Below are 20,816 nucleotides of genomic sequence, written 5' to 3' on the forward strand. Positions count from 1 at the left end.
GTCCACGGCTCCGCCCCGTTACACCGGGACGGCTCTGGAGGCGATCGCCACGTACTTTTTCAGCCGGCCGTAACATGATGCCGACAGCCTGGTAAACGCCAACCCGACAAACTGATCTTTGGTCCAGCGGACGGTTGCCAGGGAGATGTCGGCGGAGCGGATCTGTTTGGGCAAGCGGAGGCTGATCGCCACTTCGTCGCCCGGCCTCATGACCGCGCGCGTGCTGACCCGCGCCCCTCTCAACGACAGATCGTAGACCACTCCAGGATTCACCGTCGGCCTCCGCAACCAATGACGCGGCTTCAGCGATGACAGCGCGCAGGCGAACGGCGTCGTGATTCTCACCCGTGGATGACGCCGGAACCGGTTGATCCCGGACAGTCGAAATTCGTCTCGCTCATCCCTCTGATCGCTCATAGGCTCCACTCTACACAAGGCAGGGCGCTTCAAAAAATGAATTCGGGAAACCGGCAGGACGCCCCTCCTTCCACACGCTTGATTTTCAACCCGACACTCAGACACAGTAGCGCCCGTTATGGCGACGCTCATAGGAAATACGCGGCGGCGCGATATTTCAGGCTATCCTCCCGAAGGAGCCAAAGAGGGCGAGCTCGGAGGCGCAATCAGCGTCCGGATCCCGATCAGGTAATCGTTGTTCGCTGCGTCCGATGTCGGTCCTGTCGTGCAGTCCGCTGAACCGACCGCCCATGTGTGACGAGCGGGCATCTTGAAAGGAGCGCATCAATGAAGAGATGGCCCACCTTCCTACGTGTCAGTATCTCCCTAGCCGGATGGCTGTGGTGTTCGGTACTGGCCGCTCCCACCTTGTCGGCGGACGAAGGGCCGGCGGCAAATTCCGCCGTGCTTATGCGGCCGGCTTCCGATCACGGTCTGTCCACACCTCAATGCAAGGAGAGTCCGCTCGTTGTGGCCGAAGGCTCCAATTCTTGCGAGATCGTTTCCTGCGGGAGAGGACTCAAGGACACATGCAAGATCACCTGCCCTGCCGACAAGACTCCCAAGTGCAGCTGTGACTGCCTCAAGAGTTTTGGACCGATGTGCACGGAGTACAAGGCGAACTGTATCTGCGAGTAGTCGAGACGGTACGGGGAGCATGCACTATTGAGGGGCTGTCGTCGCCGGGCCAGTTGAGTCCCGTGGAAGAGGACGGCTGCACCCGACCCGCTCCGCACCGACGACGACGTCGTCCATCCACATCCGCTGGGTGACCGGAACCGTGCCTGAGAAGGTCAGTTGAAAGGCATTGATCCGGACATCCGATGAATCCCGCCACCTGATGCCGGAGACCCGGCCCTTGAGCACACCGTCGATCCACATAGTTTGGTAACCGTCGCGCCTGCCAGGACTGTTGGCCTGTACTTCAAACTCGATACAATACCAACGGCCTGGGCGCAAGACCTCCCGGGGATCGTCCTGATAAGAGAAATTCCCCCAGAATTGTCCGTCCTTGGCCCGACGCATCTCCGGATGGTAGCTGTAGAAGATGATCTCGCCCGGATCCGGTTGATGATACCAGTTCAATGTGGCCAGTCCGGCGTAGAAATAGTCCTGTCCCGTCGGGCGTATCCCCGCCTTGCCGAAACCGGACCACCGGTCGTCCACCCGATTCGCGTAGAACGCGATCAGCTTTGTGCAGGTTCCGCCGCAGCGCCAGCCTGGTTGTAACCTCACGTAGATCCGGGCGAACACATGATCGTAACCCGGCATGAACCACCGGGTCATCCACCCTCCGTCGGCGCCGGCCGGATAGACCACCTCCAACGACTGTCGGCCGCTTACCACATCCGAATCGGCGGCAGTCACCTTGTGTCGTGAGGGATCGACTCCGTCCTGCCACAGGCTCAGCGTACCGGATTCAAATCCGTCACAGAAAATGATCGCCTGATCGCTTGCGCAAAGCGTTTCAGGCACTCTCATCGCCTCCACCTGAACGGGCTGGACCGGCGAACAGCTGACACAGAGCACGAACAGGGCGGGTATTGCCAAGATTCGTTTCATAAGCCTCCCCGGCCAGCGTCCGATTCGTCGCATCGGCTCCTCGTCCACCCGGCGATCCGAGCTGACTTTACTTCAATTCCCCCCTGTCCGGCCAGCCGGACAAGCGGGAGCATCCCTTCTCCACATGATTCCCATGGTTTCTCATGAGGCGATGGTTTATCTTTTGTTGAAGGACCTCTGAACGTAGAACACCCAAGGGATGTCCAGTGCGCCGATGAACCACGATGCAGAAACCAGCGCGAGATCCCGAGTCGAGGAGATCTACCGATCGGACTTCCGGCAGGTCCTGGCGACCTTGATTCGCCTCCTCAACGATTTCGATCTTGCTGAGGAGGGACTCCACGAGGCCTTCGCCGCCGCCATGGAACAATGGCCCCGAAACGGAGTGCCGGACAACGCTCGGGCATGGCTGGTCTCGACTGCCCGTTTCAAAGCGATCGACGCCATACGGCGGCGCGCCCGCTTCGATGCCTCGTTGGTCGAACTGACCAAGGAATTGGAGTCACGCACCGGCGATCCGGAGGAGTGGGACGACGAACAGATCGACGATGACCGGTTGCGCCTGATTTTCACCTGTTGCCATCCTGCCCTCTCGCCCGAGGCGCAGGTCGCCATGACGCTTCGCGAAGTCTGCGGCTTGACGACCGAAGAGATTGCCCACGCGTTTTTGACGAAGCCGGCGACCATCGCGCAGCGCATCGTCCGGGCCAAGGCAAAGATCAGGGACGCACGCATCCCCTACGTCGTGCCGACCGAACATGAATTGCCCGATCGACTGGACGCGGTTCTCCGAGTGCTCTATCTCGTCTTCAATGAAGGATATTCTGCCTCCTCCGGCGGGGTGGTGACCCGCCACGACCTCTCGGGAGAAGCCGTGCGGCTCGCTCGGCTGCTGGTCGCGCTGCTGCCACAACCGGAAGCAATGGGGCTCCTGGGACTCATGCTGCTGCAGGACTCGCGGCGGGCCGCGCGGACCTCGACGACCGGCGAGTTGATTCTTCTGGAGGACCAAGATCGATCGTTGTGGAATCGCGAACAGATTACGGAGGGACTCTCGCTCGTACAACGGGCGTTCTCCCATGGGGAGATCGGCCTCTATACCATCCAGGCGGCAATTGCGGCGATTCATGCGCAGGCGTCGAGCGCCGCCGCCACTGACTGGGACCGGATCGTCCGGCTCTACACGCTCTTGTCACAGGCTGAACCCTCACCGGTCATCGCCCTCAACCATGCCGTTGCCGTCGCGATGCGTGACGGTCCCTCAGTCGGGCTTAAACTCATTGATGCGATCCTCGAGAATGGAGATCTGGCCACGTACCATTTAGCGCACGCGGCGCGAGCAGACTTGTGCCGGCGTCTGGGACAAACGCAAGAGGCTCGCGCGTCATACCAGCGCGCCCTGAACCTCACTCAGCAGGAGCCGGAGCGACGGTTTCTCGAGCGACGGCTGACTGAACTGCAGGACTGAACCCTCTCCCGAGCGAGATCGAAGAGCCTACGGCGTTCCGCAGTTTCGTCACGAGCCTTCATGAATGATGCGGGCTAATCGAGCGGACGTCCGCCGTCAGGATTCTGGAGCACAGACCTGGTCGGCCGTCTGGAGCGAATAAGTATTCAGGATCCCGTAGTGATCGGAGGCCGGAAATCCCTTGTCGTCCGTCTCCAGACCGAAGAGGGTTTGCCGCAGGCAGTAGCGGGGAAAGATGGTATCCACGAAAATGTAATCGATCCGGCGGGGCCGGACCATCTCCGCTCGATAGGCGGCGATGATCTGCTCCTGCACGGCCGAGTCTTCAGCGGCGATGGCGCTCATCAGCAGCGGCGGGATGGGCGCCTCCGCATCCTGGCGTATCCAGGCGTTCCTGGTCGGATCGGCTGTAAACAGTTCGTTGATCTGCAGTCCCAACAATGCCGTGTCTTTGAACCTCAAGAGTTCCAGTTCCCGGTACTCGGGAAAATCCCGCTCGAAATTCAAGTCTCCGGCGATGACGATCCCCTCGTATCCCTGTTGCCGCTTGAACCTGTTCAGCGTGCGAATCAAGACGTTCAGCTCGCTGATCCTCCGCAAACGCGTCTGATCGACCGCCCATTTGAACGACGGATACTCGCGAAACCGTCCGTCCCGGTGGAGCGCGGACAGCAGCTCCATGAACTGCCCGCCGGTTTCGAATCCGGAATGCAGATGGGTGCTGGCCAGCAAGTAGCGCCCTTTGCTGCCGGGCAAGCCGATCTCGGCAATGAGGCCGTATCGCAGCTCCCCCAGTTGAAAGCCCGAATTGCTCCGGCAGTTACCCACATCGCCGCTGAGTTGGAGTCCCACGATTTTCTTCAGCTCCAACTCTTCCTTGGCGAGGATGGCTAGTCCGTTATTGAGATCCGGGAACAGCGCCCTGTCGCCCGAGAACCGGACGCCGCACGCATCAACCTGATACACCACCCGATAATGAAGCCCCAGAGCCTCCAAGGCCTCCACGTAGTACTGGGCCCTGTCGGGCAGCGGATTGACCTCCTGCAAGAACACCACGTCCGGTCGCTCCAATTCGAGCTGCTTGATGAACAGCTGGAACCTTCGTCTGTTTTGTTCAGGGGTTTCACCGAGCGCGACGCTGACCCGGCCCGTCGCCAACCCATGCAGGGCGTTGAAGGTCAGGAACCTCAGCGTGGCGGGAGGAGACGCGGAGGCCAGAGGGGACTCGGCCCTCTCTCCGAAGAACGTCGGTGCGGACGAGCAGGCGGTCGTCCATACGCCGAACCAGAAGACGAGTAGCCATCGCCGACAGGGATTCACGGATCTTCCATCTGCGCGCTCGTCACGGCCGCGCGCAGTCGGGCCGAATACCAGTGCCGAACCGACGACGCGTTCAAGAGGATCTCCGAGGCGTTCATCGGTCGACCGAAATACAACTCATTCCAGCCGTCGTCCGGAGAGAGGATCAATCCGCGCAGCGAGATGCCTCCGTACGCACCTTCGGATCTGGCGTAGGCGACCACGTCGGCAGTCAAGGTCGGCGTTACCCCGCCTGTCAGCCCCCTCCCCACCGGTCCGACAGTCAGGTTGAGATCCCCGCCGAGCATGAATTTCGAACCGATCATGGAGTCGATCCCCTTCTTGGTCATGATGAGGGCGACAACCTGGGATCGCTTCAGACCGATCTGCAGCCCGAAACTTCCCGCCGTCACCGTGTAGAACGCCGGATCGCTCCATTCGCCCGTGCGCTCATCGTGGAGCAGCAACACCCCGGAGCCGAGCGCAGCACCGACAAAATAGCCTGCCTGCAAAACACGAGGAAGGATCAGCACCCCCCTCGCATCCTTCAAATTCTTGCGCAGCCATGCCAGGTCCGGATTGCCGGAGAACTGGGCAAACGTCAGGCGGGCGTTATCGACGACTTCTTCCAGATCGGTCAAATCCGCTCCCCGCGCCGTGACTGGAAACAGAAGAGATCCCCATCCCGTGAGCAGGCACAGTCCCATCCAGAGCGCGAAGACCACGCGCACCGGTTGCCTGAACCGATTGACGATAAGAGCTTGGACAGGGAGCATGGGCGCTGCAGGACCTACTCGCCGGCTCCATCGCCGGCCGTTAACCAGGTAAACGCCTCCTCGAAATCGCGGAAGGCCCTCAATTGGTATCCACGATTCGTCGCGCAGAGCTCGAGAAACGCCATGCGGTCGAAGTCGTCCTTGGGGCGGTTGAGCACCGCGACACGACACTCGCGGCTGAGCCCCAACGTCCCCAGATCGTTCGCCAGGGTCCATACGTCGACCGTGCTCGCGGAAGAACTCGCCTCCCGTCCGTCGATCAAGATTCGATCAAGATGTTCCTTCGCGCATATTTCGACCAAACCTTTGAGCAATTCTCGACTGGCCTTGAGGTCCACGACGCCGCTGACATCGCTCCGGAGGAACTCGCTGATGGGAATGACCTTCAGCTTATAAGCCATGAGCCACCTGGGGCAGTATGGGAAGCGTCACCTTGCACCTCACGAAGACAGATTAAGAGACTCGCCCTCTCAAGATCAAGAGAACGAGACCTCGATTGGTGCAACGCTACCTCGTGACATCGGAGAGAATCAACTGGCACGTCGGAGCGGGGTGACGCGAGGGGAGACAAGCGGAGCCCGTGGGACACCGGCGAGACTCGCCGCGGCGGGACACGGACGAACTCAACTCATAGGTGGGGAAAACCTCAGATTGTGCACATCCAGATCGGCGAGATAGTCTTTCATTCGCAGTCGCTCGTGCTGCTTGACGTATTCAATCACCTTGTCGTCGATGTCCAGCAACCCAAGACCGGGCGGAATAGATTCCGGTCGAACGACGAACAGGTTGACCCCCGTCTCCTTGGCCCTCATCTGGGCCTCCTTGAGACGGTGGTGAATATAGCGCTCGTTCAGCCGCAGGAGATCGTTGAGCTCCAACAGGTCGCGCAGTGGGTGAGGATCGATACGGACGCTGTTGGCCGGCACGTTGAGAAACATCACAACGGTATCGCAACCATGACCGAAGGCTTCTTCGACCGGGAGCGGATTGGCGAGATCGGCGTCAAGATAACGATAGCCGTCCATCTCGACCATCTCGAACAACGGATACAGGGCCATGGACGCGCGAATCCGCTTAAAAAACAGATCGTAGACGGCTTTCTGCGTCTTGGCATCCCCGCCCGTCGCCGCAACCAGATCGGCGTCTCGATTGGAAAAGACCACCGTCGCCCCGTCCTCGTACCGCTCGGTCATGATGTGCCAGGTGACGGGACTGTTGATTACTTTCTGCAAATCGATCTGCTCACCGAGTCGCGCCAGGAGAGGGAACGGATCGAGGAAAGCCTTCATCCGCTTGAACTCGAAGTACTTGTCCATCTCGTCGAAGGCTTCCAAGATTTCCGGGGATTGCACGAGACGTCGAAACGATTTCTGCTGGGATTCGAACGTGTCCATCAGCCGGAAGATGAAGCTGACCGCGCGGCCGGCGGCCCGGAACGGCATGCGCAACCCCAGGGAGAAGACCAAGGGGAAAAACCGCAGCGCCCGCTTCACATCGTGAAAGGCGGATCCCGGAACCAACCCCTTCGTCGCCCTGGGCACCACGCCCAACAAGCGCGCCAGCTTCTCCCGAAAGAACGGATGAACTTCATAGATCGCCTCGGGCGAAGTGATATAGTCTTCCCAGATGCGCAACGTCTTCTGGGCTCCGACAGAACCAGGCTCCTCGACGAACCCGAGCGCATTACAGCTTCCCGCGGAGGAACTGACGATGTGGCTCGGCATGATGCCGGCGTCGACGAACTCGGCGGCGGCCACCGCCTGTATGATGGCTTTGCAGCCTCCGCCGCAGAACACGAAGATGACCTTCCCGAATTTATCGAAGCGGCTCTGCATGCCGGTCCTCCACCCTGACGATCGCCGGTGGCTCACGGTCGCACGAATTCAGCGTCGCGTTGTCATCCATCCGCCGATCTTCCCTCATCATGCCCGGGCACGGCTCGCGCCATTCGACCTCCAACACGGGATGCCGGACGATGGACGCCTATGACGTCTGCATCGTCGGTGCCGGCGTCGTCGGCTGCGCGGTGGCACGAGAGCTCGCCACGCGCGCCGCGAACCGTCCGCTGCGCATCCTCGTCGTCGAAGAGCGCCGCGGGGCTGGAGAAGAAACCAGCTCACGCAACAGCGGCGTCCTCCACAGCGGCATCCACGAACATCCGGCCACGTTGAAGGGGCGGTTGGCACGGGACGGCAGCCGGTTGGCGGTCTCGTACGCCGTCGCACGCGGCATTCCGTTGCTCCGTTCCGGGATGGTCATTGCCGTAACCTGGGAAGACATCCGGCGCGGTCTCTGGCGGGACATCGCCATGCTGCGGAGGCTGTGGGTCAACGCCCGGCGCAGCCGCCTGCCGGTCTCGTTCGTGACGCCGAGAGGTCTGCGCGAGTGGGAGCCCCATCTCCAGGCCTGCGGGGCCATCGTTATTCCAAGCATCTGCGTGATCGATCCGGCGGCCTGGGTGTCGGCGCTCAAGGCTGACGCGGAAGCGGCGGGGGTCACGTTCGCCTTCGAACACCGGGTCGTCGGCATCGATCCCGAGGACGACGGATACCTGGTCTCGACCGATCGACAGAGGATCCGAACCGCCGGGCTGATCAATGCGGCAGGCCTCCATGCCGACGAGGTGGCCTCGTTCCTCTCAGGAAGGATCTCGTACACGATCCGTCCCCTCCGCGGCGAATATTATGAGATTGTCGCTGCCGAGAAGAAAGGCCTCATCGGACGGCTGGTGTATCCGGCATTGCCTCCCGGCGCGGCCGGCAAGGGCATTCATTTCAGCCCGAGGCCGAACGGGCGATTGTTCATCGGACCGAACGAAGTCGCCGTGCAGGACAAAGCCGACTATGTTTCGAACCCCACCCCTCCGAGCCTGTTTATTACGGCGGTGCAGAAGTTCCTTCCCTCCCTCGAAGAGCGCGATCTTCGCTGGGCCTATTCCGGAATCAGACCCTCGGTCATGACGCAAGACGGGCGCAAGCCCGATTTCATCGTCGCCGTCGACAGGGAGAAGCCGCCTTTCGTCAACCTGATCGGCATCGAATCCCCGGGACTGTCGGCCGCCATGGCCCTCGCGCAGCACGTCGTCAACCTCCCTTGCATCAGAGCCCGCTGGGCTCTGTCCGGTACCGCCGGACCGGCCTAGCTGTTCGGCTGCAGTCGAGCCCGTTCCTCCACTCGGAGCACCCGATGCAGCATCTTCCCCAGGATGGACCGGGGCAGTTCGCTGCGAAACTCGATCTTCCTCGGTACTTTGTACGCCGCCAGATAATGCCGGCAATGAGTCAAGAGATCCTCGGCCGTCAGGGCTGCGGTCTTCGGCACCACGAACGCCTTGATCGATTCGCCTCCATCTCCCGCCTGCACTCCGATGACGGCGGCGTCCTGCACGAGAGGATGGAGCTGTAACGCCCGCTCGACCTCGGCCGGGTACACGTTGAAGCCAGAATTCGAGAGGATCATGTCCTTCTTGCGGTCCACGATGTAGAAGAACCCGTCTTGGTCGGTCTTCGCCATGTCCCCCGTGGCCAGCCACCCGCCGGGTTTGACGGCATTGGCGGTTTCCATCGGATTATTCCAATACCGTTCCATCACTTGCGGTCCGCGGACCCACAACTCGCCGATCTCCCCTTCGGGCACGTCGCGGCCGGCCTCGTCCACGATTCTCGCGTCAGTGTTGGGGACGGGCAAGCCGATGGACCGCTTCACCGACAAGCCTCGCGGAATGTTGCAATGCGTCACGGGCGATGCCTCGGACAGCCCGTATCCTTCGACGATCAGATGACCCGTCTGCTCCCTGAATTTCTTCAGCAGCTCGTACGGCAGCGCCGCGCCGCCGCAGATCACGAACTTCGTGGAGATAAAATCGTTCGCATCGCACTGTTCGAGCAGCTTTCTCACGAATGCAGGCACCAGCGTGATCACCGTCGGCTGCTTCTTGCGGAGGAGGGTGAGCAGCACCGACATGTTGCGCGGATCAGGAACCAGAATCATGCATCCGCCGACCGCGAGACAGATGTTCTGCGTGACCGTCATGCCGAACACGTGGAAGAGCGGGAGCGCCGCCAGGAAGCTCTCGACTCGTTCGGCCGGCGCAAACCAGCTGATCAGCTGGCGAATATTGGCCGTCAGATTTCGATGACGCAGCTCCGCCCCCTTGGAGAGGCCCGTGATCCCGCCCGTGTATTGCAGGACGGCGATGTCCTCTGGCACCACCGCCGGCAGCCGCGCCGGTTCGACGTCCGTCAGGTTCAAGACGTCATGAAACACTCTCGTCGTCCCTCCCGTCGGGATCTCGACCGCGTGACGGCCGTTTCGATGGTGGTAGAGATATCGCGCGACGGTGGTCATGAAATCCGTGATGGACGTGACGATGACCAGCTCGAGGTCGAGGTGTCGGATCTTCTGGTACATCTGGTCGAGCACGACGATGGCCCTGGCCCCGGCATCCTGCAACTGGTGGGACAGCTCGTGCTCCGTATAGGTGGGATTGCAGGCCACGACGATCCCGCCCGCCCGCAGAATGCCGAAGTAGGCGATGACGGCCTGCGGACAGTTGGGCAGACACAAGGCCACCCGGTCTCCCTTACGCAGCCCCAACGCCGCAAGGCCGCAGGCGAACTTCTCTACGAGTACCTGACAATCATGATACGAAATGGTCTTGCCGAAAAAATAGAGCGCCGGCCTGCGAGAAAACCGCCGCGCGCTGCCGGACAGCACGTCCAGGAGTGTCTCAGAGATCAACGGAATCTGCGGCGGAACTCCCTGCGGATAATGCGACATCCAGAGGCGTTCAGGCATATGCGTTCCATCCTGCCGAGCTCTGCTCGATCTCGGACTTACCAATCTCCAGCCGCCAGGTCGGGGCAGGGCTCAAATCGCTTTCCATACCGTTGCGCCAGGGATTCCAGTTCCCCGGCAAGGGTCCGGGGCGTCATCGTATCACGGGCCCACGTCAGCAAACCGCCGCGAAACCCGGGAAATCCGATCCCGTACGTCAAAGCCAGATCGACCTCCCGAGACTGTTCGACGATCTTGTCCGTTAAGCACCGCACCGCTTCATCCACCATCGGGAGAAACAGGCGACGGTGCAACACCTCGTCCGACAAGGGCACGGCCTCCGCACCGAAGGCCCGACGATGCTCCAGGATCGCTTCGACCGCCTCAGGATTCTCCTTTCCCGACTTCCAGAACGGCAGCGGCGAGCCTCCCTCCCCAAGCAGCTTCCGCAGAAGCGCCTCGCGCGATTCAATCCTGTGACCCAGTACGGTGAGGGACGCCAGGACATGGATCGCGACCGGTAGACCGATCAGGTCGATCAGCTCGAGCGGACCCATCGGATGCCCGCTGTCCACCGCCATGCCGAAACCTTGAGCCACGCGGTCGATGCGTTGAATCGGCACGCCCTCCCCGACCAGGATGACGGCCTCCGCAAGGTAGCGCGACAGAATCCGGTTCACCAGAAAACCCGGTCCATCGCGCACCAGGAGCGGAAATTTGCCCAACCGCTTGGCCACGGTGCAAGCCTCGGCCAGCGCCCGCTCGGATGTAAACGGTGCGCGCACGACCTCCACCAGTTGCATTTTGGCCACCGGATTGAAGAAGTGCAGTCCCACGCACCGATCCGGGCAAATCGCGTTGACCGCGATGTCGGCCAGCGTATAAGACGAAGTATTGGTCGCAAATATCGCATCGGACGGCGCCTCCAACTCGAACTCCGCCAGCACCGCGCGCTTCACTTCCAGTTTTTCCGATACGGCCTCGATCACGAGCCCCGCGGAACTCACGTCGGACATCCTGGTGGTCGGGGCGATCCTCAGGCTTCGATAGCGGAGCTGGGAGGGCAAAATGATCTTCTTCCGCACCTGCGACGCCAGCGCTTTGTGAATCCGCCCCACCGCCGCGGCCAAGATGTCGGGGGCGAGATCCCGCAAGACGACGGCATAGCCCTTGTCTGCAAGCTGGCCGGCAATTTGGGATCCCATCAGGCCGGCGCCGAGCACGCCGAGGCGCGTCACCCCTTCAGCGGACGTCGCCGCCTTGCGCTTGACCGCCTCCCCGGCCAAGAACAGCCCTACCAGATGCGTGGACACGGAACTCGCCATCAACTCGATCAGGAGGGGCTTCTCGACGGTCAGCGAGGCCTCCAGCAGGTCTTTGCCCAACCCTCGTTCGACGGCGTCGATGGCGCCGAGAGGCGCCGGATAAAAATGACGGACGCGCTGGAGCACCCGGCGACGGGCAAAACGACAGACCAGCGAGCGGATCAGCGGTAGACCGGGGAGCCGGCGGCTCAGCGGCAGGGCGGATCTTCGGTCTGCAGCGCCCCGAAGCTTTCGCACCCGCGCCAGCGCCGCCTGGATGAGTGATTCCTGTTGAATCTCCTCAAGCCGCCGCTCGCGGGACGGAATCGAGGTGACCATGGCATCGATCAAACCCATGCGCAACGCCTGACGGGGGAAGATAGTCTTGCCGGTCGTAATCATCTCCAATGCGGGCACGAGACCGACCAGCCGCGGCAGCCGTTGAGTCCCTCCGAACCCGGGCAGGATGCCCAATCTCACCTCCGGCAGCGCCAACCCGGTTCTCTCGTGGGTACTGGCCACGCGTGCATGACAGGCCAGCGCCAACTCCAGACCTCCGCCGAGACAGGCCCCCTCCACAGCCGCCACAAACGGTTTTCGGGACCGTCCCATCGCATCGAAGACGGTATGGGCGGCGACCACCAGCTGGTCCAACGCCTGAAAGGACTTTCGCCGCTGCGCCTCGTGCATTTCCTCCAGATCGGCTCCCGCGCAAAAGTTGCCGGTTTTCAGGCTCAGCAACACGACGCCGGTGACGGCCGAAGACCCCTCGGCCCACTGGACCAATCGGCGCCATTCGGCCATACTCTCGACGTTGAGGACGTTGACGGCCTTCCCGTGATAGTCGAATCCAGCAAGCAGGGTTCCGTCTTCCAGAACCGCAGTCTTGAAGTGTTGCAACCCTTCGAGGCTCTCGACTGTGCCGATCCGATCGTTCGCCATGCCTATTTTCTTTCCACGATCATCGCCACACCCTGCCCGCCGCCGACACAGGCGCTGATCAGGGCTCGCTGGGCGTTGCGCCGCCTGAGTTCATAAAGCGCCGTCATCGCCAGTCGCAGACCCGAAACGCCCACCGGATGGCCGATCGCGATCGCGCCTCCGTGGGGATTGAGATCGTCGGGAGGTATTTCCCCCAAGCGTTCCGTCCATCCGTACCGGCCGAATTTCCGTTCCATGAGTGCGGAGGAATTGAGGATGCGTGTGATCCCAAGGACCACGGAGGCAAAGGCCTCGTTGATTTCACAGACGGCAAAGTCTTTCAGTGTCAGCCCCGTCCTGGCCAGCAAGGAGGCGATGGCGCCGACTGGAGCCAATCCCATGCAGGACGGCTCATAGCCGAAATCCGCATACTCCCTCACATAGCCGAGAATCGGCAGTCCAAGCGACTTGGCCTTCTCTTCTTCCATCAACAACATGGCCGCGGCCGCGTCCGTAATCTGCGACGCGTTCGCCGGGGTGACCGAACCGTGGAATCGGTCGAACACCGGCTTGACGCCGCCGAAGGTCTCGAGACTCGCATCCTCACGGATTCCGTTATCGCGGGCGACATAAGCCTGACGCTCGGGGACATACATCGTCACCACCTCGTCGGCAAAGAGGCCGTTCTTCCAGGCGCCTGCCGCGCGCTGGTGCGACCGGACCGCGTAGGCATCCTGCTCTTCGCGGCTGATGCGCAGTTCAGGGTCCTTCGAAATGTTCTCCGCGGTCAGCCCCATGATGAGGTCGCACATCGGATCGGTGAGGCCCATCACCAAGCCCACGCGGGGCGGGTAGCGTTTCAGATTGAGCAGCTTGGGAATCAACGAGAAGGCCGCGACGGTCCGTTCGCGAAGCGTCCGCCCTTTCCCATAGCGGAGCACCAGATCGGCGACGGTGCGATCATAGACGACCGGAATACGGCTCATCGCCTCCATGCCGATCGCCAGAATCGTGTCCGCATCGCCGCTTCGGATGCGAAGGCTTGCGTAGTAGAGCGCCGTCACGCCCGAGCCGCAATTCTTTCCCGCCACCGTGTCGGCGGGAATCGTCGCGGGCAGCCCGCCGGTGACGGCCGCCACCCTCGTCGGATTGACGGCGTGCATGGGGGTCGCGACGTTGCTGCCCAGGACACCATCGATCGTCGTCAGGGGAAGATTCCAACGGTGGCAACGCACGATGAGCTCGCGGACGACCCACGCCCCCAACACATCTGCGTCCGTTCCGCCAAAGTCCGTGCCTTCTTTGCAGAGAGGCGTTCGGAATGCATCAACGACGACAACCTGGCGCATCGTGCGATCTCCGTTCGATTCTCCCCCATCGTACCACGGCTGGACCATTTCCACGCACCTGCCGATCCCCATTTCGCCTCCCACAATGGAGGGAGCCGGTCCCGAATCGCCAAGCCATGGCGGCACGAGCCCTCTTCAGGTAGAATCGGTAGGGAAGGCACCGGCAACGCCGTCTCGCTCGACCGACACCCAATGACACAATCGGACGTATTTCAGGGTTCTGTCGCGGTCGCGGAAACCGCCCGAGACAAGGCGGTCTACCAGGGTTTCCTGGCAGGGCTCTTCATCCGCGACATCCGTTGGCATCTCTTTTCCTCCATCCGCATTCCCCAGACCAGCCCTTCCGCGCTGGAGTTTCTGGAGCGGTTCAAAGCCGCGCTCCTACCGCTGGACCCGGAACGCATCGACCGGGAGGGTGAACTTCCGGACTCGACCATCAAAGACCTGGCCCAACTCGGCGCCTTCGGGATCAAGATTCCCCGGTATTACGGCGGACTCGAGCTGAGCCAATCGGAATATCAGCAGGTTGCAACGCTATGCGGCAGCGTTGACGCCTCGCTGACCGTGCTGTTGTCCGCCGCGCAATCGATCGGCGTGCCGGAGCCCCTGCGCCTCTTCGGCACCGACGAACAGAAGGCCCGGTACCTCCCCCGGCTGGCTCGCGGCGAGATTTCCGGCTTCGCCCTGACCGAACGCCAGGTCGGTTGCGACATCTCCAAGGTCGACACGTACGCGGTCCGCGTGCTGGAAAAAGGCGCGACCGTGGGCTACCGCCTCACAGGCGACAAATTCTTCATCACGAATTCCGCCAAACGGGACGGCGAATTCCTCTCTTCCATGCTGATCGTGATCGCCAGGATCGTGGATGATCCGCACGACCTGAAGGATCCCCGCGCGGTGAAACGCTATGGCGCCTTCATCGTGGAAACACAGTGGCCCGGCTGCTCCGTGACGCGGCTCCGCTTCGAAGGCGTGAGAGCCATCTATAATGGAGCCCCATCGTTCGACCGGGTCTACGTACCGATCGAAAACCGTCTTGGCAGCGAAGAGGATGGCCTGCGCATCGCCCTCGCCACCTTGACCGTGGGCCGCCTGACGCTCCCCGCCGCCTGCTTGGGCGGGCTCAAACAATGCGTCGCGCTTATGCGCTGGTGGGCGAAAGCCCGGGTGCAGTGGAATAAGCCGATCGGCGAGCACACCCTGATCGGGGAAAAGCTCTGCCGGACCGCCGCCTATGCCTTGGCGCTCGAAGCCGTGATGGCCTATTGCGGAGCCTGGGCGAACAAGAAGGGCGACCTGAGGCTCGAATCGGCGGCCGCCAAGATCATCGGCAGCGAGTGGTACTGGGAAGGGGTCAACGACCTCTTTCAGGTGCGCGGCGGGCGCGGGTTTATGACGGCGGAGTCTCAGAGAAAAAGCGGAGAGGCTCCAGTCGCCGTCATGCGGATGATGCGCGACGCCCGGATCAACCTGGTCTGGGAAGGCACCAGCGAGATTCTGCGCATCTGGATGGCGCGGGAGGCGCTCGCTCCGTACATCGATCAAGGACTCGCCCTGCTCGACGGCTCGTGGCCGGAGAGGGCGGCAGCCGCGTGGTACTATGGCCGAGCTTGTCTTCGTTCATGCCTTCCCTTCCTGCATGCGGGAGGCCCTCGCGGCCTGTTTGGAAAAGATTACGCGCGCTGGACCAGGCTGATCGAATCCGCATCACGCAAGCTGACTCGCTCCACGCTGGTCGCAGCAGTGCGCCACCGGCAGGGACTGCACAACAAACAACTCCAGCTGCAACGACTGGTAGACGACGGCCTCCTGATCTTTCCCATGACCGCGGTGCTGTGGTTCGCGTCCCAGCCGGAGATACGGACCAAACCGGGCATCCGCGAGCTGGTCGATTATTTCTGCGAAGACATGGCCGACCGCCTGCGCTCCGGTTCATCCCTGACCGGCCGGTCCGGACGGCCGAGACGAGACACCGCCGTCTATCGACTCTCCAAGGCGATCATGAACGGCGACTATGCCTGGCTGGAAGAGGGGATTATCCCCGCCGTGAACGTCGACGAAACGGCCGCTGCCGCGAATTACTCCGCACAGGCGGATCCATCCCGATAGGCCGAGTTCGCTCCTCCCCGGCGGGCCACAGCATGATGAGCCACCAGACACCATCCGTCATTGTGAGCGCGGTCCGAACCCCCATGGGCAGCTTCAACGGTGCCTTCAGCACCGTCCCTGCCACCAGACTGGGGAGCATCGCGATCGCCGAGGCGCTCCGGCGCATCGGCCTGTCCCCCGACCGTGTCGACCAGGTCTTGATGGGCTGCGTGCTCAGCGCCGGCCTCGGTCAGGCCCCGGCCAGACAGGCCTCGATCGGCGCCGGAATACCGCACTCCGTCGGAGCGACGACGGTCAACAAGGTCTGCGGCTCAAGCATCGCCACGGTCATGATGGCGGCGCAAACGATCGCGTTGGGCGAAGCCCGGGTGGTCGTGGCGGGCGGCATGGAGAATATGACGCGCGCCCCCTACCTGCTCGAGAAGGCTCGGCAGGGATACAAGCTCGGCCATGCCGAATTGGTGGACAGCCTGATCAAGGACGGCCTGTGGGACGTCTACAACAATTTCCACATGGGCGACGCCGGGGAACTCTGCGCCGGACGATACGGTCTCACCAGACAGGAGATCGACGACTTTGCCCTCGAGAGTTATCGGCGCGCCCGTCAGGCCATCGAAGCGGGGCTCTTCAGGTCCGAAATTGCGCCGGTCGATGTCACTCGACGAAAAGGCACCGTGACGGTGACGGATGACGAAGAACCCAATCGGGTCGACCTGGGCAAACTGCGTCATCTGGGTCCGGCGTTCCGATCGGACGGCGTGCTCACGGTCGGCAATTCCCCATCGTGCAATGACGGAGCGGCGGCGCTGGTGGTGATGGCGGAAAAAGAAGCCGAAGGTCTCGGACTGGCTCCGATGGCGCGCATCGTCGGCTATGCGGCGGCGGCGCTGGCGCCCGAGTGGTTGACGATCGCGCCGGTGGAAGCCATCAAGCTCGTGCTGAAGAAAACCGGCCTCTCGCTCGCCGACATCGACCTCTTCGAAATCAATGAGGCGTTCTCCGCCGTGTCGCTGGCGATCAATCGCGAACTCGGCCTCGATAGTCGGAAGGTCAACGTGCGCGGCGGCGCGGTCGCGCTGGGTCATCCGATCGGAGCGACCGGCGCGCGGATCCTCACCACCCTGCTCCACGCCATGCAGGCCGCCGGCGCCACACGAGGATTGGCCGGTCTCTGTATCGGCGGAGGAGAAGCGTTGGCGATCGTCGTCGAGCGTCCCTAACCGATTCACGTCATGGATCTCTGCTGCCTCGATCCATCTCCTCGCTCCGCATGCGCTCCCTTCGATCCACGACGCCTCCCACATTCTTGACCCGATCCGTTCGCGAGTGCTAGTCTTTCGCCGCTCCCAGTAGGAGAGAATGTCCTGACGGACCTCGCACGGAACGGCGTCGTGAAGCGGGTACTCCTCACCACCGCATTATGTCTCTCCCTTGTGCTCGTTGACATTCCGACGCGGCAACCGCTCGCCGCCAACCTGCAGACCTCCGACGACCACGAACTCATTCAAACGTCGATTCTCTTGCCTTGGACGGGGGATCTCGATGGAATGATCGAGCGCCGCGTCATTCGTGCGCTCGTTGCGCCGTCCCGCACGTCGTACTGGATCAACGGCGCGAGGCAGACCGGGGCGGAATACGAGCTGCTCAAGGCGTTTCAAGAGGAAATCAACGCCCGGTTCCAGGGCAAGAACAAGCACATCCGCACGTATGTCGTCTTTATCCCGACATCCCGCGACCAGCTGATTCCCGCCTTGCTCGATGGGCGCGGCGATATCGCCGCCGGCATCTTGACCGTGACGCCGGAACGGCTAGAGAAAGCGGACTTCGGCGAGCCGTTTTTTCGCGGAGTCAAGGAGATCGTGGTGACCGGCCCCGCCTCTCCCAAGCTGGCGTCGCTGGGCGACTTGTCCGGCAAAGAAGTCTTCGTCCGCAAGTCGTCCAGCTATTGGACTCACCTGGAGCGTCTCAACGAGCAGTTCACGCAGGAGCAGAAGGCCCCGGTGGTGCTCAAGCCCGCGCCGGAAGACTTGCAGGACGACGATCTCCTGGAAATGGTCAATGCCGGACTGGTCGAGATCATCGTCGTCGACCGCTATCAAGCGCTTCTCTGGTCCAAAGTCTTCAAGAAGCTCGTCCCTCACAAGGACATCGTCGTCAACGCCGGCGGCGACTTGGCTTGGATGATCCGCAAGGATAGTCCCAAGCTCAAAGCGGAGATCGGTGAATTCGCCAAGAAATACGGCCGCAAGTCCGAGTTCGGCAACGCCCTGGTCAAGAAGTACGGGAGCGACGGCAATCCGCGGATCGTCAAGCAGGCTACATCCAGCGGCGAGATCAAGAAGTTCATCAAGACGGTGGAACTCTTCCGCAAATACGGCGCCCAGTACGATATGGACTATCTCCTGATGATCGCCCAGGGCTACCAGGAATCCCTGCTCGACCAAAGCGCGCGCAGCACTGTCGGCGCAGTCGGCGTCATGCAATTGATGCCGGCGACCGGCAATGAAATGAAGACCGGGGACATCACGCAACTGGAGCCCAACATTCACGCCGGTATCAAGTATGTCCGCCTGATTCGGGATCAGTTTTTCGAGAACGAACCGATGGACGCGCGGAACAAGATCCTGTTCTCCTTCGCCGCCTACAACGCGGGACCCGCGCGGGTGCAGAAACTCAGGACGGAAGCGGAGAAGCGAGGGCTGAATCCCAACGTGTGGTTCAACAATGTCGAGCTCGTCGCCGCGCGGCGGATCGGCGAGGAAACGGTGACCTACGTGGCCAACATCTACAAGTACTACGTCGCGTATAAGCTCATCGAAGAGCAGCAACTGCAGAAGGACAAACATCGCGCCGAGTTGCAACAGAACGCGCCCGGGCCCCGGTAACCCGCTGGTCCCGCTTGACCGCCGTCAATCGGTCAGCTGCAGTTTGCTCTGCATCAGCTCTTTGGCCACGATCCGGCGATCGCGCAACTCCTGCCGCACGCGAGGTGAGAGCGATCCGGCGATCCACATCTCGATGCGCGCGCTCCGTTTCCGATGGCGGATGGCGGACGCCAGACGGTTCACCACTGCTTCGGTCCTATCCGTCCAAATAGCGTAATCGACCGGGGCCGGAAGGATCGCTGAGCGATCTTTCGTGCGCCCCAGCGGAATCCGGCCGAACATCGTAATTTCGGCGATGGGCGATTCTTCCCTATTGTAGGCTTGCAGCAACTCGGCCGCCTGCTGATAGAAGAAGGCCTCCTCTTCGGACAAGGCATTCAACGCGATCGTAAGAAACCGGTCTCGCCGCTTGGTTTCGGATAAGGTTCCGAGGCAGGCGACGATGATGGTTTGATGACGAGGCGAGTAGTACGGATGGTCGAGAAATTTTTCGGCCAGCTCGTCCTTGATGCCCATCGCCCTGAGCTGCCGGAGATTGAGGATGCGCAGTTCGTCGGGCCCGCGCTCTTCGAGGACTCGATTCAGCATCTCGACGGTGTTCAGACCGACAAGCGCCATCGGCAGCAGATTGGGAAGCGGGACGAGCAGCGTGGCGAACGTCGTCGTGTACCCAGCCAGACTGGCCCAGGCCACTCGATCCAGTTCAACCTGTAAAATTGGGTTCGACGAATACACGTCCACGTCATAGTGCATGGCGATGCGCCGCTTATACGCCGCGACCTGGACCATGCTCTTAAAATCAGAGTCCTCGTAGGGACCGGACTCGCGGAATGCCCCGGTGATGCTGGATTCCAGTAAACGATAGACGCCGCGCGGCATGCCGGCGAGCGTATCCAGCGGATCCGAGGCGAGGCGGCCGATCGCATGGAGAGGCTTGATGACGACCTTGACCGCCGACTCGACCGCCACCTTCGGCGCGTATCGCGCCCGCAGATCCGCAATGGCGGTCAGTTCCCGACGCAGACGCCGGAACATCGTGTCGCCGTGCGCCAGATACACGCCGAAATCAGTATCGACCGTGTAGATATGCATGTAGCCGTCATGCTGAACCGGCCCGTCGATTCGACCATGCGGCACATCGCGCAACTCGGGCGGGAGTGCGTCCTCGATCGTCCTCGGCACGGATATTTCGTATCCCGGTTCCGCCGTCGCGGGCGAAACGCCGACGACAAAGAGGAGAAGTACGCAGGTAAGGCAGGTAAGGAACGACGGGCACGCACAATCCGGCCGCATACCGCCGGCATGGAGCGGAAAAAGACGAACCATCGAACGACAAGCTACGCTGGGTCTCCGCAGGGTGTCAAGCTGAGGAAGCGATCGCCGGCGCGCCCTTGCTTCCCTTCCGGTGTTTGAATATGCTGAGCTATGCGCGCCTGGCTCCTGTTCCTGGCACTGACCATGACGGCGGGATGCGCGTTCTTCGAACGGGACGACGATCCTCCCTTCCAGGATTCCATCCCCGATGTCGTCCTCACCGCCTCCTGCACCGACCTATGGAAACGCTACAGCGACGAATTGCAGCTGGTCGATGACGACGAGGCCAACTGGCAGGCGCATGACGACAAGGCCCTGCAGTACTATAGGCATTTCAGCGCGGTGTGCAACGCGGCGGACATGCGCGATGCGGCCGCGAGAGATTTGCGGTGCAAGGCCCTCTGGGGCATCTACGTGAAGGAAGCGGGCCGCATGACCAAAGAAGAGCAGACCTGGCGTGACCACGACGCGCAACAGAGCGAAGCTATGAACCGCATCAGATCGAGTTGCGCCAAGACCGCCTGCACCTTCTTCCCCGGTATCCGATGCACGGTCTCGAAAACCCTGCCGTAACACAGGAGGGGGATGGCATCCGC

Annotated in this window: 16 protein-coding genes; 6 read left to right on the forward strand and 10 right to left on the reverse strand. The window is 61.9% G+C overall.

The genetic code is table 11. The annotated features are described in order from the left end of the window. Positions 1–18: 18 nt before the first annotated feature. Both P0111_18080 and P0111_18085 read right to left on the reverse strand, forming a co-directional pair. A complete protein-coding gene (locus tag P0111_18080) occupies positions 19–417 on the reverse strand; it encodes a PilZ domain-containing protein (protein ID MDF0645940.1) in 399 nt (132 codons plus the stop codon). A gap of 702 nt (positions 418–1,119) precedes the next feature. Then, complete coding sequence (locus tag P0111_18085; GenBank protein ID MDF0645941.1) at positions 1,120–2,019, reverse strand: hypothetical protein; 900 nt, start codon at positions 2,017–2,019, stop codon at positions 1,120–1,122. A 214-nt stretch (positions 2,020–2,233) separates the two neighbouring features. On the opposite strand from P0111_18085, the gene P0111_18090 reads away from it, so the two are divergent. After that, positions 2,234–3,487 (forward strand): RNA polymerase sigma factor, encoded by a 1,254-nt coding sequence (locus P0111_18090; protein ID MDF0645942.1) that lies wholly within the window; start codon positions 2,234–2,236, stop codon positions 3,485–3,487. Positions 3,488–3,583: 96 nt separating this feature from the next. On the opposite strand, the gene P0111_18095 is transcribed toward P0111_18090, so the two are convergent. From P0111_18095 to P0111_18110, 4 genes are all read right to left on the reverse strand, one after another. Continuing rightward, the gene (locus tag P0111_18095; GenBank protein ID MDF0645943.1) at positions 3,584–4,807 is read right to left on the reverse strand and encodes an endonuclease/exonuclease/phosphatase family protein; all 1,224 of its coding nucleotides are present in this window, start codon (positions 4,805–4,807) and stop codon (positions 3,584–3,586) included. Next, positions 4,804–5,562 carry a lipid-binding SYLF domain-containing protein gene (locus tag P0111_18100; protein ID MDF0645944.1) on the reverse strand — a complete coding sequence of 253 codons (759 nt, stop codon included), beginning with the start codon at positions 5,560–5,562 and terminating at the stop codon, positions 4,804–4,806. Before P0111_18100 ends, P0111_18095 begins: the two co-directional genes overlap by 4 nt. Before the next feature lie 14 nt (positions 5,563–5,576). After that, positions 5,577–5,963 carry a hypothetical protein gene (locus P0111_18105; GenBank protein MDF0645945.1) on the reverse strand — a complete coding sequence of 129 codons (387 nt, stop codon included), beginning with the start codon at positions 5,961–5,963 and terminating at the stop codon, positions 5,577–5,579. A 222-nt stretch (positions 5,964–6,185) separates the two neighbouring features. Then, positions 6,186–7,397 (reverse strand): patatin-like phospholipase family protein, encoded by a 1,212-nt coding sequence (locus P0111_18110; protein ID MDF0645946.1) that lies wholly within the window; start codon positions 7,395–7,397, stop codon positions 6,186–6,188. Between the two features lie 140 nt (positions 7,398–7,537). On the opposite strand from P0111_18110, the gene P0111_18115 reads away from it, so the two are divergent. Further along, positions 7,538–8,704 (forward strand): NAD(P)/FAD-dependent oxidoreductase, encoded by a 1,167-nt coding sequence (locus P0111_18115; GenBank protein MDF0645947.1) that lies wholly within the window; start codon positions 7,538–7,540, stop codon positions 8,702–8,704. Here P0111_18115 and P0111_18120 read toward each other — a convergent pair. From P0111_18120 to P0111_18130, 3 genes are read right to left on the reverse strand one after another with little or no spacing between them, the layout of a single operon-like run. Beyond that, positions 8,701–10,359 carry a long-chain fatty acid--CoA ligase gene (locus tag P0111_18120; GenBank protein ID MDF0645948.1) on the reverse strand — a complete coding sequence of 553 codons (1,659 nt, stop codon included), beginning with the start codon at positions 10,357–10,359 and terminating at the stop codon, positions 8,701–8,703. The two genes, P0111_18115 and P0111_18120, sit on opposite strands and share 4 nt — an antisense overlap. A gap of 38 nt (positions 10,360–10,397) precedes the next feature. Then, a complete protein-coding gene (locus P0111_18125) occupies positions 10,398–12,584 on the reverse strand; it encodes a 3-hydroxyacyl-CoA dehydrogenase NAD-binding domain-containing protein (GenBank protein ID MDF0645949.1) in 2,187 nt (728 codons plus the stop codon). A gap of 2 nt (positions 12,585–12,586) precedes the next feature. Continuing rightward, positions 12,587–14,038, reverse strand: coding sequence for a thiolase family protein (locus P0111_18130; protein ID MDF0645950.1), 1,452 nt, complete (start codon positions 14,036–14,038; stop codon positions 12,587–12,589). Positions 14,039–14,104: 66 nt separating this feature from the next. On the opposite strand from P0111_18130, the gene P0111_18135 reads away from it, so the two are divergent. The 3 genes from P0111_18135 to P0111_18145 all read left to right on the forward strand — a co-directional run bounded on the left by P0111_18135 (position 14,105) and on the right by P0111_18145 (position 18,906). Next, a complete protein-coding gene (locus P0111_18135; protein MDF0645951.1) occupies positions 14,105–16,021 on the forward strand; it encodes an acyl-CoA dehydrogenase family protein in 1,917 nt (638 codons plus the stop codon). A gap of 32 nt (positions 16,022–16,053) precedes the next feature. Beyond that, complete coding sequence (locus tag P0111_18140) at positions 16,054–17,241, forward strand: acetyl-CoA C-acyltransferase (GenBank protein MDF0645952.1); 1,188 nt, start codon at positions 16,054–16,056, stop codon at positions 17,239–17,241. A 171-nt stretch (positions 17,242–17,412) separates the two neighbouring features. After that, the gene (locus P0111_18145; GenBank protein ID MDF0645953.1) at positions 17,413–18,906 is read left to right on the forward strand and encodes a transporter substrate-binding domain-containing protein; all 1,494 of its coding nucleotides are present in this window, start codon (positions 17,413–17,415) and stop codon (positions 18,904–18,906) included. A 24-nt stretch (positions 18,907–18,930) separates the two neighbouring features. Here P0111_18145 and P0111_18150 read toward each other — a convergent pair whose 3' ends face one another. Further along, a complete protein-coding gene (locus tag P0111_18150) occupies positions 18,931–20,088 on the reverse strand; it encodes a hypothetical protein (protein MDF0645954.1) in 1,158 nt (385 codons plus the stop codon). A gap of 243 nt (positions 20,089–20,331) precedes the next feature. Here P0111_18150 and P0111_18155 point away from each other — a divergent pair, with 243 nt between their 5' ends. Next, positions 20,332–20,793, forward strand: coding sequence for a hypothetical protein (locus P0111_18155; GenBank protein MDF0645955.1), 462 nt, complete (start codon positions 20,332–20,334; stop codon positions 20,791–20,793). Positions 20,794–20,816: the final 23 nt, after the last annotated feature.

Origin of the sequence: Nitrospira sp. (assembly GCA_029194535.1) — a bacterium.
Lineage (GTDB): Bacteria > Nitrospirota > Nitrospiria > Nitrospirales > Nitrospiraceae > Nitrospira_C.